Annotated in this window: 15 protein-coding genes and 1 tRNA gene; 9 read left to right on the top strand and 7 right to left on the bottom strand. The window is 57.7% G+C overall.

Translation table 11 applies throughout. The features are described from left to right. Nucleotides 1-16: 16 nt before the first annotated feature. The gene (locus tag NW828_RS07065; RefSeq protein WP_414382826.1) at nt 17-1399 is read right to left on the bottom strand and encodes a hypothetical protein; all 1383 of its coding nucleotides are present in this window, start codon (nt 1397-1399) and stop codon (nt 17-19) included. Between the two features lie 58 nt (nt 1400-1457). Further along, nucleotides 1458-2720 carry a class I SAM-dependent methyltransferase gene (locus tag NW828_RS07060; protein ID WP_414382824.1) on the bottom strand — a complete coding sequence of 421 codons (1263 nt, stop codon included), beginning with the start codon at nt 2718-2720 and terminating at the stop codon, nt 1458-1460. Between the two features lie 85 nt (nt 2721-2805). Here NW828_RS07060 and NW828_RS07055 point away from each other — a divergent pair, with 85 nt between their 5' ends. Together NW828_RS07055 and NW828_RS07050 are read left to right on the top strand one after the other, a co-directional pair. After that, complete coding sequence (locus NW828_RS07055) at nt 2806-3624, top strand: hypothetical protein (RefSeq protein WP_414382822.1); 819 nt, start codon at nt 2806-2808, stop codon at nt 3622-3624. A 341-nt stretch (nt 3625-3965) separates the two neighbouring features. Continuing rightward, on the top strand, nt 3966-4919 hold the full coding sequence (locus NW828_RS07050) for a PspA/IM30 family protein (protein ID WP_414382821.1): 954 nt from the start codon (nt 3966-3968) through the stop codon (nt 4917-4919). Between the two features lie 70 nt (nt 4920-4989). Here the strand turns inward: NW828_RS07050 and NW828_RS07045 are convergent, their stop codons facing one another. Beyond that, nucleotides 4990-5745 carry a 5'-methylthioadenosine/adenosylhomocysteine nucleosidase gene (locus NW828_RS07045; RefSeq protein WP_414382819.1) on the bottom strand — a complete coding sequence of 252 codons (756 nt, stop codon included), beginning with the start codon at nt 5743-5745 and terminating at the stop codon, nt 4990-4992. Between the two features lie 221 nt (nt 5746-5966). Here NW828_RS07045 and NW828_RS07040 point away from each other — a divergent pair, with 221 nt between their 5' ends. The 5 genes from NW828_RS07040 (at nt 5967) to nuoK (ending at nt 9790) form a co-directional block, all read left to right on the top strand. Further along, entirely contained in the window at nt 5967-6431 is a 465-nt protein-coding gene (locus NW828_RS07040; RefSeq protein ID WP_414328810.1) for a YbjN domain-containing protein, read from the top strand. 17 nt (nt 6432-6448) lie between these two features. Continuing rightward, the gene (locus tag NW828_RS07035) at nt 6449-7180 is read left to right on the top strand and encodes a lipoyl protein ligase domain-containing protein (protein WP_414382817.1); all 732 of its coding nucleotides are present in this window, start codon (nt 6449-6451) and stop codon (nt 7178-7180) included. 145 nt (nt 7181-7325) lie between these two features. Beyond that, nucleotides 7326-8675 carry a TPM domain-containing protein gene (locus tag NW828_RS07030; RefSeq protein WP_414328807.1) on the top strand — a complete coding sequence of 450 codons (1350 nt, stop codon included), beginning with the start codon at nt 7326-7328 and terminating at the stop codon, nt 8673-8675. Between the two features lie 119 nt (nt 8676-8794). Continuing rightward, nucleotides 8795-9403: an NADH-quinone oxidoreductase subunit J gene (locus tag NW828_RS07025; RefSeq protein WP_011432903.1), complete on the top strand. Its 609-nt coding sequence runs from the start codon at nt 8795-8797 to the stop codon at nt 9401-9403. 81 nt (nt 9404-9484) lie between these two features. Then, complete coding sequence (nuoK, locus tag NW828_RS07020; RefSeq protein ID WP_414328814.1) at nt 9485-9790, top strand: NADH-quinone oxidoreductase subunit NuoK; 306 nt, start codon at nt 9485-9487, stop codon at nt 9788-9790. Between the two features lie 452 nt (nt 9791-10242). On the opposite strand, the gene NW828_RS07015 is transcribed toward nuoK, so the two are convergent. Next, nucleotides 10243-10677 (bottom strand): hypothetical protein, encoded by a 435-nt coding sequence (locus NW828_RS07015; RefSeq protein ID WP_011432900.1) that lies wholly within the window; start codon nt 10675-10677, stop codon nt 10243-10245. A 201-nt stretch (nt 10678-10878) separates the two neighbouring features. On the opposite strand from NW828_RS07015, the gene NW828_RS07010 reads away from it, so the two are divergent. After that, nucleotides 10879-10952, top strand: a tRNA-Arg gene (locus NW828_RS07010). Nucleotides 10953-10986: 34 nt separating this feature from the next. Here the strand turns inward: NW828_RS07010 and NW828_RS07005 are convergent. From NW828_RS07005 to NW828_RS06995, 3 genes are all read right to left on the bottom strand, one after another. Further along, nucleotides 10987-11421 (bottom strand): type IV pilin protein, encoded by a 435-nt coding sequence (locus tag NW828_RS07005; protein ID WP_414382815.1) that lies wholly within the window; start codon nt 11419-11421, stop codon nt 10987-10989. A 428-nt stretch (nt 11422-11849) separates the two neighbouring features. Beyond that, nucleotides 11850-12662, bottom strand: a complete 813-nt coding sequence (locus NW828_RS07000) for an FAD binding domain-containing protein (protein ID WP_414382814.1) — start codon at nt 12660-12662, stop codon at nt 11850-11852. A gap of 42 nt (nt 12663-12704) precedes the next feature. After that, entirely contained in the window at nt 12705-13136 is a 432-nt protein-coding gene (locus tag NW828_RS06995; protein WP_414382812.1) for a DUF1818 family protein, read from the bottom strand. Between the two features lie 89 nt (nt 13137-13225). Between NW828_RS06995 and NW828_RS06990 the strand changes: the two genes are divergently transcribed. Continuing rightward, nucleotides 13226-14905, top strand: coding sequence for a SpoIID/LytB domain-containing protein (locus NW828_RS06990; RefSeq protein WP_414382810.1), 1680 nt, complete (start codon nt 13226-13228; stop codon nt 14903-14905). Nucleotides 14906-15033 lie beyond the last annotated feature (128 nt).

The raw sequence follows: 15033 nt of genomic DNA, 5'->3' as shown, positions 1-15033 counted from the left end.
TACGGCTAAGGGGAGCCTAGGGATCCGGGATCCCTGGGAACGGTTCCAAGAGCGTGTAGGCCAGCATGCGTCCATCCGGGGAAATGCTGAAGTCCAGATCGATGGGATAGTCGGCTCGAGCTACCTCTACGACGTTGCCTGCTTCCCCCTGGGTGGTGTTGCCAGTGCCGAGGGTTATCGCCAGCAGGCGGGGCGACTCGGTGTAGCTGGGGGAGTCCATCGCGACCTCGCCAACAGAATCATGCTCCGCACCGCTAACGTGAGAGACCTCACTGACCAAGGCGTAGAAGATGGGCGCCCGCGGGGAAAAAGCCCCTTTCAGGATGGATCCCTGGGTTCTCAAAATCTCCTCGCTGTTGCCGGTATTGCTGACGATGGAGAGGCTGCGGGTGTAGTCGGGATTGAAGCGCAGCAAAGCCCCGAAAGCCCCATCGGGGCGGATGGCTAAGGTTTGGCCGAACTGGGCTAGAAAGCTCTCCGCTGCCGCCCGTGGATGCAAGGGTACGATCCCCACCCCCTGTCCCTGCGAGATGAGCAGGCTGCTCTCATCGGGGCTAATGAAAAAATCTCCCCCCACCGCCGTATCCAGCTCTAGACGTTCAAAGGGATCCCGGCTCGTTTTCTGGATCCACAGCTCCGTCTGGACGGCAGCCATGGGATCCCGTTGCAGCGGGATCCGCTCTGCCACCACCAGTTCCCCCGTCGGCGAGACTTGGAAGCGCAGGTTTTGGTAACCCTGATGATCCAGGAGCAACCGCGAAGACAGATCCTCCAGATCCAGCCGGTACAGATCCTGGTGCTGTAGGTTGGTGGCCGTGGCGAAATAGTACACGAAGCGGCCATCAGCACTGGGCTGCATTTGGGTTACCTTGAGCCCAGCTGGAGTCAGCAGAGTAGCGGCTCCCGTCTCCAAATTGAACAGAAACATTCGCCCTCGCTGGGCAGGTTCGGTGCTGATCCCCAGCAACTGCCGATCCGGCGTGCGGAATTCCCCCTCAAAGGGCTGGGCCATGGGCTGGCCCCGTTCATCTACCGCTGCCTGCAGGCGCACCCGGTAGGTCTGGCCGTAAGGGGCTGGTTCTGTCAGCGTCCAAAAAAAGCGGCGACCCAGCTTGCGCATTCGGCCTGGCAGAGGGGGCTGGATCTCCAAATGCTCTTCAACACTGACGGGATCCATCGGGCGGTTAAAGGTAAGCACCATCTGCACTTCTTGCGCCCCCACCCGTTGCTGTTGCCAGTTAAAGTCCCGCACGTAAGGAGCTGTGTGGTTGCCCAACACCACCAGGATCACCCCGATGGCCAGGTTGCAGAGGGTAATCCGGGCAACCCAGCGATCCAGAGGCTGTGGGAACCACCGCGTCAGGGTTGCGCGCCAGTAAGATCCCGACCGGGCAGACATCTGACTCATAGGTTACAAACAACAGACAGGTATGGGCAGCCAGAACTTGGGGAGCTGCCTACTGCAGCATCAAAAAAAGAAAGTCTTCTAGGGCAGTTAGGAAGGTCAGCACCTCAGCGGTTGTTCGTTCTTCATCTGGGGATCCCAACTGGACGGCCTGTTGAATCAGCTCTCGAACCGGCGTTGGTCCTTGAAGCAGTGGCGCCAACCAGCTCACTTTCTCGGCAGGGATGCTGATCCGCCCGTGGGTGGCCCCTGTCCACTGCATTTCGTAGGGCCGCTTCTCTTGCAGGGCTTTGCTGTACTCCTGGCGAAAGCGGGGGTTGTCCATCAACAGGGGATTGAATTGTACGGATCCCGACAGCCAATCTTCGTCACTCCAAGGCAGCACCGGCGAAGAGCCGGCATGCTCCGCCCAAAAGTCGATGAGGCGATGGACAGGGCGAAGGAGTTCATACAGATGCAGCCGCTCCATGATGCTGAGGGTTGCCAACCGCTGCCGCACAAACTCAGGCACCTCTTTAAACAAAGACTCCACCGACCAGTCGGGCCTATCCACCAAGCTCAAAAAGCTCAACCCCGCCTGCTGCAACATGCGAAACAGGTCGGGGATCGTGAACCCCTTGTCGTTGGAGAGTAGGTAATTATTCATAATGGCCGCATCTTCGGCATAGTTGGCCGGGTTCCAGAACACCGCCTGGGCCACTTCTTCCCGAAGGGATCCCATAAACTCCCGCACATTTTGCGCCCCTACAGCCGGTGGAACGTCAAATTGGCCCACTTTTTGAAAGGCTTCCTGCAAGCGGAAAAACACCTGCCGTTGGTAGCGGCTGTGGAGATTGGCCCGGATGATGCCATCGGGCTTGAGGACATTTTTCATGGCCCGCAGGCCCTCGGTGGGATCCTCCAGCAAATACAAAACATCATTGAGGCTGATGAAATCGAATTGGATCCCCAGGCGATCCAGCTCCAGCAGATTGAGGACATAAAATTCGGCATCTGTGAAGCCGTGGTGGCGCAGGCGTTCCTCGGTAAGCTTGACCGAAGCCGGAGACAGATCACAGGCAACAATCTGGGCCCCTGGATTGGCCTCAGCCATCATCAACGTTTCCCAACCGGAGCCACAGCCGGCATTCAACAAAACCTTGCCCTCTGGCGGGACGATAGCATGGGTGCGCAGGTACTGAGCCGTGGTGTAGCTCATCTTAAACATCTCCGGCAAGGCATTGCGAGCCGTCTGCGAGAGGGGCACATTAGGGTAGGGCAGAGCCTCGTAAAGGCTCAAGGCTCGTTCCGAAGCGGAGAGGGCAGAGCTGGCCATAGGCAGGGGAAAGGCTCAACGGTTCAATTTATGATTGAGTGTAGCCCTGGTCGCGACAGCCTCAGGGATCCGCAAAAAACTTGCCATGGCTACTGCTTCCTTGCCCCGTCGTCGCTCTCGCTTCTCCCTGGCAGGCACTCTGGCCGCCGTTGGGGGGGCGTTTCTGTGTGGGATCCTGGTGGTGCGGCTGCAATTGCCGATGCTGGAGCGGATCAATCTGGGAGAATTGGAAAATGCCGAGGCCCGCAAAAACCGCAACATTGCCCTGGCCAATACGCTGGGGTGGCTGGGCTACCGCAACTTGGGGGCTTCCTGGCTGTGGCTGGAGCTGATCCAGTACTACGGGGATGCCCCGGCTCGCACCCTGACTGGCTATGGCCTGGCCTACGACTACTTCGATCACATGCTGCGGCTGGATCCCCGTTTCTTCTTGGGCTACCGGCTCTCCAGTTTGGTGTTGGCCTATCGGGCTGGCCAGCCGGAAAAAGCCGTCGAGATTTTGGATCGCGGCTTGCAGCAGTTCAACCCCCAAAACAACCCTGACGCCTGGCGACTCTACGTGGATCGTGCTCTACTTAACTTCATGTTTCTGGGGGATGCGGAAGCGGGCCGCAATGACTACTACCAAGCCGCTGCCTGGCGAGAGCAGGTGGGCCTGCCTGGAGATGAATTTCGCCAGTTGGGGGATAACATTGCCCGCAGTCCTCTCAGCCGCCGTTCCCAATTCGATGTTTGGCTGAGCGTGTATAACTCCACCACCGACCGGGATACCCGCCTGTACGTCCTGGAACAACTGGCCCAATTGGGTACGGTGCTGCAAACGCTGCCCACCGGAGAGATCGAGATCCTGCCCCCTCCTCTGCCCGACTTCCCCGACGAAGAACCCTATCGCTTGCGCCTGTGATTTGATCCGGGGGATAAAGATTGCGCCTTAGGGCTGTGACGTTGCCCCAAAAGGTGAGCTAAACTCTAACCCAAATTAAGCCAACCCAACGGGCCGACTCTTCAAGAGCCGCAGCTTTCCGCTGGAAAAGTTTGCCTCTCTCACGTGGAGAGTAGCTGGCCCTGCTGACTTTGCAATGAGAAATTGCAATGCGAAAACAGTGGCCAGCCCCGTAGCAAGTCCTGGAGACGGTCTGGGGTTCCGGTTGGTTCCCGAAACTTCCCTATCTTATTATTTCTTAACTTTTGTTCTTGTTCTGCACAATAGGAGTGACCCCCATGACCTCAAGAACTTCCCTTCTGATGACTGTGGCTGTCCTTTCGGGCAGTTGGCTTGTTCTTCCGGCGGCAGCACAATCTTCCGGGACGGCACGGGTGCGGTCGGTGGTAGATGGGGACACCTTTTGGGCGGACTTGAACGGCAGGCCAACCCGTTTCCGTCTGGCCTATGTGGATGCGCCGGAGCTGACCCAAGGGCGCTGGGGGCGGCTATCCCAAGAGGCTTTGCAAAACTTGCTCCCGACGGGATCCCTGGTGCAGGTGGATACCCTCTATGTCACACCGGAAGGGCTTCACATTGCCCAGGTGTACAACGCCGATGGTTTGGTGAATTTGGAGATGTTGCGCCAGGGTCAGGCGGTGGTTTATGAGCGCTTTTTGCACGGGGCCAATCGGCAGCGCTACTTAGAAGCTCAAGAGGGGGCCCAAGCGGCACGGTTGGGCTTCTGGCAGCAGCGCAATCTGGTGATGCCTTGGGAGTTTCGGGAGACGGCCACGCAAACCTCGGCCTTTGCGGGGGTCAATGTTTTGGATGGTTCTTTGATTCGTGAAAATCCGGCGGCGGCTGCGGGTGTGGGGATTGCTACTGCGGTGGTGATGGTGGGTCTGAGCAAGGTGCTGTGGAGAAAGCCCAGCCGACAAAGGGTGAGCATCCGGCAGATGGAGCGGGATCTGAAACAATTGCAGCGCAGCCTCACCACAACCCTGGCCAGTCGCAAGCAACTGGAACGGCGGTACGACGAAATTTTGCAAAAGGCCGAAGATTGGTTTGTCAGAGCTGAGAAAGCCAGCCAACAGAACCAAGATGACCTTGCCCGCGAGGCTTTGGTCCGGCGCAACCAGCACATGAGCGCGGCAGAAGCGGTTCGCAAATCTTTGGATGAAGTTGAAGCACAGGTGGCAACCCTTCGCGAAGGCATTTCCCGCCTGGAAAGCCAGATCTCGATGGCCAAGCTGGAGCGGGAGATGAACAACTGACGCGAACGCAACCATGCCCAACTCCTCTTTTGCGTCTTTTGCGCTAGAGGAGGGGATCTGCGCACTTGGGCTAAGGCAAGGAGGGGGGCAGGTTTTGCAGGATGGTGCGGACAACTGCTGCTGAGTTGAGCGCTGCTGTTTGAAAAAAGCTCAAGAAATCCGTATCGTCCCCTGCATCGCTAACCGAGCGCACCAGCAAACAAGGGATCCCGGCTTCTTGCGCTACTCGCACCACGGCTGCCCCCTCCATCTCCACAACCAAAGCGCCGGTGCGTTCTCGGATTTGTCGGCGTAGGTCTGCGTCGGCCACAAACACATCGCCGGTGGCCACCAAGCCTTGATGAATGACGGGATCCCGGCCTTGTAGGGGGTGGAGAGGGATCCGCTCGGGGTGGGCCACGATCAGGTCGTAGAGAGCGCTATCGGCTTCTGCCAAGGGGTGGCGCAGCTCTGGGATAAAGTCGATCCCCAAGACAAAGCCCTCGGGTCGTCCGGTGCCAAAGTCGTGCTCAATCGCCGCATGGGCCAGCACCACATCTCCCATGTGCAGGTGATCGGCCAAGGCCCCGGCCACACCGGTAAAAATGATCCCCTGCAAAGGGAAATGGGCCACCAACAGAGCCGCCGTGGTTGCCGCCCGCACCTTGCCCACCCCACCTTGTACCACCACCACCGGTTGCCCCGCCAGGGATCCCTGGTGGAACTGTCGCCCCAGATGGGTATGGATGGAGCAGGTTTCCATTGCTGCGGTGAGCATGGCCACTTCCTCGGGCAGGGCTCCAAGAATACCAATGGCTTTCTGGGGGAGATGAGATGGAGATTCCATAGAGCTTCCCTCAGGTTCTTCGAAAGACTTTTGAACAGGCTCTCTCTCCAGTTGGCGGGGGGGATCGCTTGTCCTCACCTGTCCGGCCACTTAGTGAACCATTGCCAACGGTTTCATTCTCGCCTGAGTTGAGGATCCCAAAGCGATGACCGGATAGGTCGGAGTCTTAGGCGGTATAGCGGTATAGTTGAGGTGGTTGGATAGGGAATAGGGGGAAGACCATGGTCTACAGTGAGCCGCTCATGAGCACCTTTAACCCTTCGCCAGAGGTTTTTCCAGAGCCCCTTCGCTGCGTTGAGGTTGTCTCGGCGGTGGTTTCCAGCCTCAAGGAGGATGCGGCCTACGAAAACCATGAGCAGGGACACACCTGGAAGTTCACCTACGGCACGGCAGAAGTGTTCGTCCATCTGAGCGGCGAATCCCCAGAAGACACTCTTTTGGTATGGTCTCCCGTTCTCTCTCTGCCGGTGGCAGAACCGGCCAAGCTGATGCAGAAGCTCCTGGAGAAGAATTGGAGCGACACCCTAGAGGCGCGCTTTTGCATCTGGAACAACCAGGTGGTGCTGAACCACTACCGCACCTTGGAAGGGATCACAGCGGGCGAAATTTCCCGGGCCATCACCATTGTGGCCAGCTTGGCCGATGAATATGATGAGCCCCTCCAGGCGGAGTTCCCCAAAGTTTAAGGTCTGGCTTTGCCAGGATGGGATCCCAGGGATACTGGCTCCCCTACCGCGTGGCCTCTGGGGCCCGGCAAATGGAGCAGGATGCCTGGCTTCTGCAGCGGCTGCGCCATAACCCTCACCCCTGCCTGCGCTTTTATGGCTGGGATCAGCTTACCCTCTCGCTGGGACGGCACCAGGTTTGGCCAGATCCCCTGCCAGGGATCCCGATTGTGCGCCGACCCACGGGGGGAAGGGCGGTGCTCCATCAGGCGGCTGAGGATGCAGCAGAGCTGACCTACAGCTTGGTGTTGCCCCTTTCTTACTTGCAAGCCAGGTTGCCCAGTTTGCAGCGGGCCTGGGTGTACGACTTCTGTTGCCGCTTTTGGGTGCAGGGGTTGGCGGAGCTGGGCATTGCCATAGATGAGCCCGCTTTTGCTCACGGCCGAAGCCACCGGGATCCCGGCTACCGCAACAAGACCAGTTGCTTTGCCTCCCGTACCCGTGCTGACTTGAGCTGGCAGGGCAAAAAGCTCATGGGCAACGCCCAACTGTGGCAGCCTTGGGGGATCTTGCAACAGGGATCCCTCCTGTTGCGGCCCAATCTAGCGCTCTGGGAACAGTACCTGCCCGGCTCGCAGGTGATTGGTATCTACGACATTTGCCCCACGGCGCCAGGGATCCCTGCTTTGATCGAACATTTTCTCCAGGCCGCCCGGGAGTGCTTTGAAGTGGAATGGCAAGAAGAAGCCTGGCTCCCTTGGCCGGACTGAGGGCCGGTTGCTGTTAACAATTACTAGCAACAAGAAGCGGCTTGTCTCAACCGTTCCCCAACTCCCCTCTCTCCCTGGGAAAAGGACTGCCAGTCTAGCCGAGACAGCTGTGCTAGAACCTAGGCAGCGCTCAGCCAGGTAAGCCATGCCGAAAGTTTGGGCGGCAGTTTTGCTAGTTGTATCCCTGCTGCCGCAGCCCGCTTGGGCCATTACCCTTGAACAAGTGCCCAACCCCCGCCGTCAGTATGGAGGGTGGGTTTCCGATACCGCCAACATCCTCAGCAGCAGCACCGAAAACGAGCTCAACCGTCTTATCACTCAGCTTGAGCAGCGCACCAGTGCCGAGATGGCAGTGGTTACCGTGCCGAATACTCAGGGATATGCAACACCAAAAGACTTCACCACGCAGCTATTTAACTACTGGGGGATCGGCAAGGCAGGCCAAAACAACGGGGTTTTGTTTCTCATCTCGGTAGGGGATCGGCGGGTGGAAATCGAAACGGGCAGGGGCCTGGTCGCTATCCTCCCCGACAGCCGAGTCCAGCAGATTATCGACCAGCAGATCCTGCCTCGGTTTCGCAATGGGGATTTTGATGGCGGCACTCTGGCGGGGGTGCGGCAGTTGACCTCGGTGTTGCAGGGCCAGCCCGTTGCAAATGTTCCTGCGGCAGCTTCTGGAGTTACCACCTCAACGATTGCAACTTCTTCTGGGGCAGTGGCCCAGGGCATTGATTCTTCCCTGGTGGAAGGGATCCTGCTGCTGCTGGGGATCATCATTTTGGGACTGGGGTGGCAGCGCTCTCGCATGCCCGTCTCTCTAAGGGCTGAGCGAGGGGGAAGACAAGTCCTCTCCCTGACACGCAGAGATCCAAGAACAGGTGCTGTGCTCTCTTCGGTTCAGAGCGACCCCATTCGTCTCTTCCTCTATTCGGGATCCCTCTGCCTTGGCGTGTTCCTAGGATTGTCCAGCGGCAACTGGCTGGGGTTCGCTCTGCCGGTTGTGGCTGCTATGGCCACTGACGGCACCTTGGGCCGGAAGCGTGGGATCCCTTTTCAGCCAGTGGTCTGTCAAGCCTGTGGTCGACCCATGCGACTCATCCAGCCCCAGCTTCTGGATAAGTACCTTCCCCAAGAGCATCGCCTGGCCAGGAGCCGCGGCAGAGCTCGCTACTACGGCTGGTTTTGTCCGACCTGTCAAGGAATAGCTGTGGTTGTGCGCGAAGGCACGCTCTCCCGACACCTTTACTGCCCTCGGTGCCAAGCCCTCACCCTCGACCTCACCACACAGGTTCTCAGGGAAGCCACCTATTCCTCTAGCGGCTTGAAGCTGGAAATCCTGAGCTGTCCTATCTGCGGGTACCGCAGCGAGCGAGAGGTGGTCATCCCCGAGCTCAGCGACACAGACACAGATTCAGACTTCGGTGGAGATTCAGGTGGAGATTCAGACTTCGGTGGCGGTAGCAGCGGAGGTGGCGGAGCGGGCGGCAGTTGGTGAGACCCAACTCTAGAGATTTCTCTATCGATCTGAAAAAGGAGTCGGGCTTCTCTTAAATCCGCCAGGACAGTACAGTGGTAAGGGAGCAGCAATAGAAACTGGCTAAGGACGGATCTCTCATGACCCTCGGAGAAGGCGTACAACTGGTTACGTTTGTGGTGCTATCGGCGATGGCCATTGGCTTCGCGCTAGGCGTGGTTTGGGCCCCCAGCATTGTCTATTCCGGTTTTCTGCTCGGGGGCGTTTTCCTGAGCATGGCCGGGTTGTATCTCCTCTTGAATGCCGATTTTGTGGCCGCAGCCCAAGTTCTGATCTACGTCGGCGCGGTTAATGTGTTGATCCTGTTTGCCATCATGTTGGTGAATCGGCGCTACAACTTTGCTCCTCTGAAGCTGGGCTGGCTGCGCAACGGAGTGACGGCGGTGGTCTGTTTGGGTCTGTTTGCCCTTCTAGCCGCGATGGCTTTGAACACCCCTTGGCCGCTGCAGCCGATCCAACCTTTGAGCAGTGTGTTGGTGATCGGCGGCCACTTCTTCAGCGATTATCTTCTGCCTTTTGAGCTGGCTTCTGTTTTGCTGCTGATGGCGTTGATTGGAGCCATTGTCTTGGCGCGGCGGGAGTTTGTTCTTCCCCAAGCCGGAGAAGGGGATCTGAGCTTGCTGGAGCGGGCCCGACCCCAGCTGGAATCAGAGTCAGAACGACCGGCAGAGCTGGTGAGCACCCGCTAAAGCTGACTGCTCTCGGCCATAAAACCTAGAGCTTTCCCGAGGCCCCTGTCATTGTGTATCTACATGGAGCTCATCGCGATGTTGCAACTGCAGTTTTTCTTGGTGGTGGCAGCGATTCTTTTCTGCATTGGTATTTACGGATTGATTGTGAGCCGCAATGCGATTCGCGTCCTGATGTCGATTGAGCTGATGCTCAATGCGGTGAACCTGAACTTCATGGCTTTCTCCAACTTTGTCGATTCAGCGATGATTCGCGGCCAGGTGTTCTCGGTGTTTGTCATCACTGTGGCGGCTGCCGAGGCCGCAGTGGGCTTGGCCATCGTGCTGGGGATCTACCGCAACCGCGCCACTATCGATATGGAGAGCTTCAACTTGCTTAAGTGGTAGCCTTTTTCCGTTGCTTATTTTGCATCAAGGCAAGGCTAGCAAGCTGAAGTCAAGTGAAGCCAGAATGTCTAAGTAAAGGAAAAGGATAGAGGGGTCAAGTGGTAATTTTTTCTGGGAAAAATAGGAGGGTGGCGAGAGATTGTAACCAGTATAGTCATTTTAAACAGGGATGAAACATTTCCGTTGTATTGCTTTCTAGCTCCCCTCTCCTCTGGGAGCGGTCACGGAGGCGAGGCGGAACGCTTGGGGAGTGTCCCAGTCTAGTTTGAAATGACTATAATTTGTAATTTTTTACAGAAAGAGGCGTTTTTCAAAAGCTGAGCTGGCACTTGTTCTCTCGTTTTAACAAGTTGGCCAGAAACTTCTTAAGCTTTCTCTACTCTGTAGGCACGCTCTTCTGGATCCAGCTGATCCAGCTAGACCAGGGCATGGGGTAAGACTACTCCAAGATCCTATTCTCCCTCGGGGGGTGCTGCCGCCTCAGAATCCAAAATGGCCCCTGCTCCGTAAGAGTCAATATCGATGGCCTGGGATCCACCGGCAGCCAACAGAGCCATCAGGGATCCCAACTGCCACCACACCAAGCCTGCCGTGCTCAACACTAGGATCCCACCGACGCAGGCGGCCAAGGCCATAGACAGGCCAAACACGTTCAGACACGCGGCCACAAACCCAGAGGTAAACAGGCAGCAGAGACTGTAGGTGAGGATCACCCCAGGAGTGCGGTAGCGAATTTGCGCTTGGCTATCCCGGTTGAGCTGCCAAAGGGCCACCTGGTATTCCAAATTGTCCTTGAAAATGATGCCAAAGATAACAGCAAAAAAGCTGAATAAGGCGATGGCAGAGTAAATGGGGGGATTGACGAAGGGATCAGAAAGGGATTCCATAGGGCTGACCTCGGTTTGGGATCCAAGTCCTTAGCTTAACACTTCTTAGCATCACAGAAGATGTCTAGCAGGTCAATGTCAACAACACAACCGATAACGCCAGACCCAGTTGGGGCATGATGAGAACTGGTCGGGTATCACCTCATCTGCAAAAGGGCTGTAATCTGAGATGGGGGCTAAGAGCAGTAGGATGTTCGACAAGGGGCTGTAGCTCAGATGGATAGAGCAAGCGCCTCCTAAGCGCTAGGTCGGCGGTTCAAGTCCGCCCAGTCCCGCTTCCTCAAGCCGCCAGACTCCTGCCTGGACAGGTCAACGATAGAGGTTGCAGGAGTTGTGTAGGTTGTAGCCGGAGACCAAAACCTCTTGCTGGCGATCCCCAAGGCCGATGTCACAGCGCAGGGGATCCCCACCAGCAGCTGTGTAGGTGTGAGACTCCGTCATCCAACGCATGCCAGCTGGGCCAGGAGTGGGAGGAACAACTTCGGGGAGACGATAGTTGGGGGCTTGCCAGGGATCTTGCAGATAACGATCCCCGTGGATCCCTCCGAATTGAATATCGGCGTAGCCGGAGGGATAAACCGTAAAGTCCATGCGGAAGATTTCCGAAGCACGGCCAACGGTCGCCAAAGCTGTTTGGGCTTCAGCAACTCTGGAACGGCGAATGTGGTTAAGCAGGTTGGGAATGGCCACCGCGCAGAGAGTACCGACAATCACGATGACCACCAGCAACTCGATCAATGTCATGCCACGAGGAGCCGCAGTGGCCAGACGAAAGAGGATTCTCCGGAGATACACTTCATGAGGGAAAAACCGACTCATAGCAGTTCCAGTCCCGCTTCGGGAGAAATCAGGCACCCGGCTAAACCCAAAGGAGCTTGCCCCAGTATTCCAGCCTTTCCTTGGTTTCAGGTTACCCTTTGCGGATCCAAAACTTTCCCTGTCAAATCACGCGAACTCCTGAATCCAAAACCTCACTGGCTATCAACTGTGGGTAAGTTTTTTATAAACTGGCCTCAAGTTTTAAGCTCAGATAAAGCTGGGTTCACTGTGAACTATTTTCGCGGTTGTCTGTGGGGTGGCACTTGCTGCCGCCGCGGACTCTCATGGGTCATTCGTTTTTGGGAGCTCAGCAGATGAATTTATCCTCTCTCATTTGGTCAGGGAGGTCAGGCTTACTCTCGGAGCAAGATTGCCAGACAGCGGCGAATCAATACCTCACTCATGCGTTGGCGGTAAAGGGCGCTGGCCCGAAAATCCGCGATCCAGCCGTGGGCTTGCTCTGCCAAAAGTTGGGGAAGATGTTCTGGATCGGGCCGGGATCCCAGCCGCACCAGTTGTGGGGGTGAAAGGGCAGCATTGAGTCCGAAGCGATAATCGCCTGAGTCGGGATCGCGCGATCCAGCGACGATCACCAAGGCGGGATCCGTTTGGGTGATGCCGAGCCGCTGAAAGGTGCTGGGGCCGCGCAGCCGTTGGGCCGGGATCCAGATGGATCGCAAGGCTTCGCCCAGCTGCTGCAGAGTTTGTTGGGGGCCGATTTGAAAGTCCTGAGCGGGGATGTGGCGCAGGGATCCCTGCAGATCGATCAGCGTGTAGGTGGCCTCAAGGGCGATCAACACGGGTGCTACGACACCGACACTCAGGGCCAGGCAGAGATTTCCCCCTATCGTTGCCAAGTGGGCCACCTTAAAAGAGGCCAAAGACGCCATTCCCTCGCACAGGGCGCGGATCCCTGGCCAATGGGGTGGCCAATCGTATTGCAACAGTTGCTGGAAGGTACAGGTTGCCCCCAGTTTTAACCCTTCTGCACTGATTTCCAGCTCGTTCCAGTCCAGAGGATGCAAATCGATCAGTCCCCGCAGGTGGGGTTGCGGCTGTGAGAAAAGCCAAGTCCCCCCGGCCAGCCAGTTCCAGCCGGGATCCCATGCGGTCAAGTCCTCAAGCTGTTGGGGACGAATGTAGGTGTGCAGATGGTGCAGATCCATGGGTTCTCTCAGGCAGGGATCCAGACTGCAGGCTTCAGGGGGCTAGAGAGCTTCCTGAAAGCATTGGGCGAGGGCCTGGCATAGCTCAGGGACAACATCAGCAGGCCAAAAACCTTCTCCGCGCCGGCCTTGATGCAATTGCACGTAGAGGCCCCAGGCGGTGGCGCTGCCGCTGGCAATCAACGTCAAAGCAGGGCAAGTCTGCTCCAGCGTAATGCCCTCCTCCGCCATCAGTTGGGAGGCGATGGCCTCCATATCCTGCTGCAGGCGCTGCACCCCCTGCACAAACGCTTGCCACTCCTCCTGAGTGAGCTCCAGCGCCCAGGCTTCTCCCCCCACCAGCGCAACAAAAGGGGAACGGGTGGGATCCCAGCCCAGCCTCCAGCCGGATCCCTTGTGCAAAGAGGGGCGGCGTCCCGCCGTGGCGATTGGGAACCCGTCGTCGGGAACAGACATGCGAGGAAAAGCATCCATGGTGCTCCGCACCGCTAACGCGACCACTGCAGGTGGGCCAGAAAAGATGCGGGTAAAATCGACAGGGTGTGTTTTAGGATAAAGCGGCCATGGCCAGTTGTCAGCCTCCCACTGCCAAACCTCGCCGGTTTTCAAGGACTTCGTCCTGCAAGCAGAGCACCCTCATTTCCGGCTTGGGCCTGTTGCTGACGGCCTTGGCGCTCCATGCCGCCGACGCGACCGGAGTTCGTGAAGAGACCTTGGCCACGGCAGCCACCCCCGAAAACCCAATCCTGCATATAGGCATTGTGCAACGCTTTGGCCGTTCTGAGACGGATCAGGTGGAGCTGGCGGCGCCGACGGGATCCCTTCTCACCCTGGAATTCCCTCAAGCAGACGGCAGCACCCAGACCCAGCGAACGCCTCGGGTCAGCATCGGCATTGTCAATCGCGCCCTGACCACCCCGGAAACCGTATACCGTCTAATCCTCAGCAGCCACAAAAGTTTTGAGAGTGCCGAGGCCAACGCCAACCATTGGCAGTCTCTGGGCATCAGCACCGAGATCGCCCAGCCGCAAGAATGGCAGGTGTGGGCCAACCGCGCCTACACCCCGCAACAACTGATCCAGATTCAGCAGTATGCCCAGAAGGAAGGGATCCCCCATGTGCGGCTCGAGGTGCAGGAGCGACGCGAACGGGCGGAGCTGAGCTGGATCCATGAACACTTTCGCTACCACCGCACCCGCCTCAGGGTGACCTCTGATGCCGGCTATCTACGGGTGAACGACCACTACTATGCCGGATCCATCACCTTTCAGCCCAATGCCTACGGCAGCTACACTGTGGTCAATGCCGTGCCTCTGGAAACCTATTTGCGGGGGGTAGTTCCCCACGAGGTGGGGCCAGGGGCCCCTTTTGCCGCGATGGCCGCCCAGGCGATTTTGGCGCGCACCTACGCCCTCAAGAACCTCCACCGCTTTCAGGTTGACGATTATCAGCTCTGTGCCAATACCCACTGCCAGGTTTACAAGGGATTGACCGGAACCCACCCGCGGGCTGACGAGGCCATTCGCCAAACCAGTGGCCTGGTGCTCACCTACAATGGCGAGCTGGTGGATGCCGTTTATTCTTCCACCAACGGTGGCGTCTCGGCGGCCTTTGAAGACGTTTGGGACGGGGATCCGCGCCCCTACCTGCGCCGGCAAGCGGATATTGCCCATCAACCGGGTAAGCCCTTGGATTTGCGGCAGGAGAGCAGCTTCCAGGCGTTTTTGGCCCAGCGAGAGGGCTTCAACGAAGCAGGAGTATCCCGCCTATTCCGCTGGGAGTTCTCCCTATCTTTGGAGGAGCTGAACACCCAGTTGCGGGCCGGCCAAGACTACCTAGGGATCCCGATGCCCACCTGGAGCAGCATCGCGGGGATGCAGATCCTGGAGCGCTCCGCCAGTGGCCGGGTGCAGGTGATGCAATTGGACTTGCAGACGGCAGAAGGGATCCGCTCGATTCTTTTGCGCAAGGATCAGGTACGCTTGGCTTTTCCTCGGCTGTACAGCACCCTGTTTCGGATAGAGCCTCTGAAACAAGGGGAGCGATTGGCAGGCTATCGCTTCATCGGTGGCGGCTTTGGCCATGGGGTGGGCCTGAGCCAGTATGGCTCCTATACCCTGGCTCGGCAGGGGTTTAACGCGGCACAAATCCTCGCTTTCTACTACCCCGGCACCACCTTGGCCCCGCTGGGATCCCTATCCTTGCAGTTGCCTGCCGCCTCAGCAGCCTACTCTATCCGCTAGAGGTTGGGTGAAAGTTATGGCCGTTCGCGACAGCGGGACAGAGCCTTTAGAAGAGCATGACTCTAGTCAATAATAAGCTCAACTATACTGAAAATAATGTATAATATGTTCAGTACGGATTACTACCA

This window comes from Synechococcus sp. W55.2, assembly GCF_047461635.1.
GTDB lineage: Bacteria > Cyanobacteriota > Cyanobacteriia > Thermostichales > Thermostichaceae > Thermostichus.
The sequence above is the reverse complement of the archived record's forward strand: the minus strand, read 5'-3'. Positions and strand labels throughout refer to the sequence as shown.

Excerpts from the sequence above, each read along its gene's own strand:
- NW828_RS07065 (WP_414382826.1), bottom strand. The coding sequence starts at position 1,399 with ATGTCTGCCCGGTCGGGATCTTACTGGCGCGCAACCCTGACGCGGTGG.
- NW828_RS07060 (WP_414382824.1), bottom strand. The coding sequence starts at position 2,720 with ATGGCCAGCTCTGCCCTCTCCGCTTCGGAACGAGCCTTGAGCCTTTAC.
- NW828_RS07055 (WP_414382822.1), top strand. The coding sequence starts at position 2,806 with ATGGCTACTGCTTCCTTGCCCCGTCGTCGCTCTCGCTTCTCCCTGGCA.
- NW828_RS07050 (WP_414382821.1), top strand. The coding sequence starts at position 3,966 with ATGACTGTGGCTGTCCTTTCGGGCAGTTGGCTTGTTCTTCCGGCGGCA.
- NW828_RS07045 (WP_414382819.1), bottom strand. The coding sequence starts at position 5,745 with ATGGAATCTCCATCTCATCTCCCCCAGAAAGCCATTGGTATTCTTGGA.
- NW828_RS07040 (WP_414328810.1), top strand. The coding sequence starts at position 5,967 with ATGGTCTACAGTGAGCCGCTCATGAGCACCTTTAACCCTTCGCCAGAG.
- NW828_RS07035 (WP_414382817.1), top strand. The coding sequence starts at position 6,449 with ATGGGATCCCAGGGATACTGGCTCCCCTACCGCGTGGCCTCTGGGGCC.
- NW828_RS07030 (WP_414328807.1), top strand. The coding sequence starts at position 7,326 with ATGCCGAAAGTTTGGGCGGCAGTTTTGCTAGTTGTATCCCTGCTGCCG.
- NW828_RS07025 (WP_011432903.1), top strand. The coding sequence starts at position 8,795 with ATGACCCTCGGAGAAGGCGTACAACTGGTTACGTTTGTGGTGCTATCG.
- NW828_RS07015 (WP_011432900.1), bottom strand. The coding sequence starts at position 10,677 with ATGGAATCCCTTTCTGATCCCTTCGTCAATCCCCCCATTTACTCTGCC.
- NW828_RS07005 (WP_414382815.1), bottom strand. The coding sequence starts at position 11,421 with ATGACATTGATCGAGTTGCTGGTGGTCATCGTGATTGTCGGTACTCTC.
- NW828_RS07000 (WP_414382814.1), bottom strand. The coding sequence starts at position 12,662 with ATGGATCTGCACCATCTGCACACCTACATTCGTCCCCAACAGCTTGAG.
- NW828_RS06995 (WP_414382812.1), bottom strand. The coding sequence starts at position 13,136 with ATGGATGCTTTTCCTCGCATGTCTGTTCCCGACGACGGGTTCCCAATC.
- NW828_RS06990 (WP_414382810.1), top strand. The coding sequence starts at position 13,226 with ATGGCCAGTTGTCAGCCTCCCACTGCCAAACCTCGCCGGTTTTCAAGG.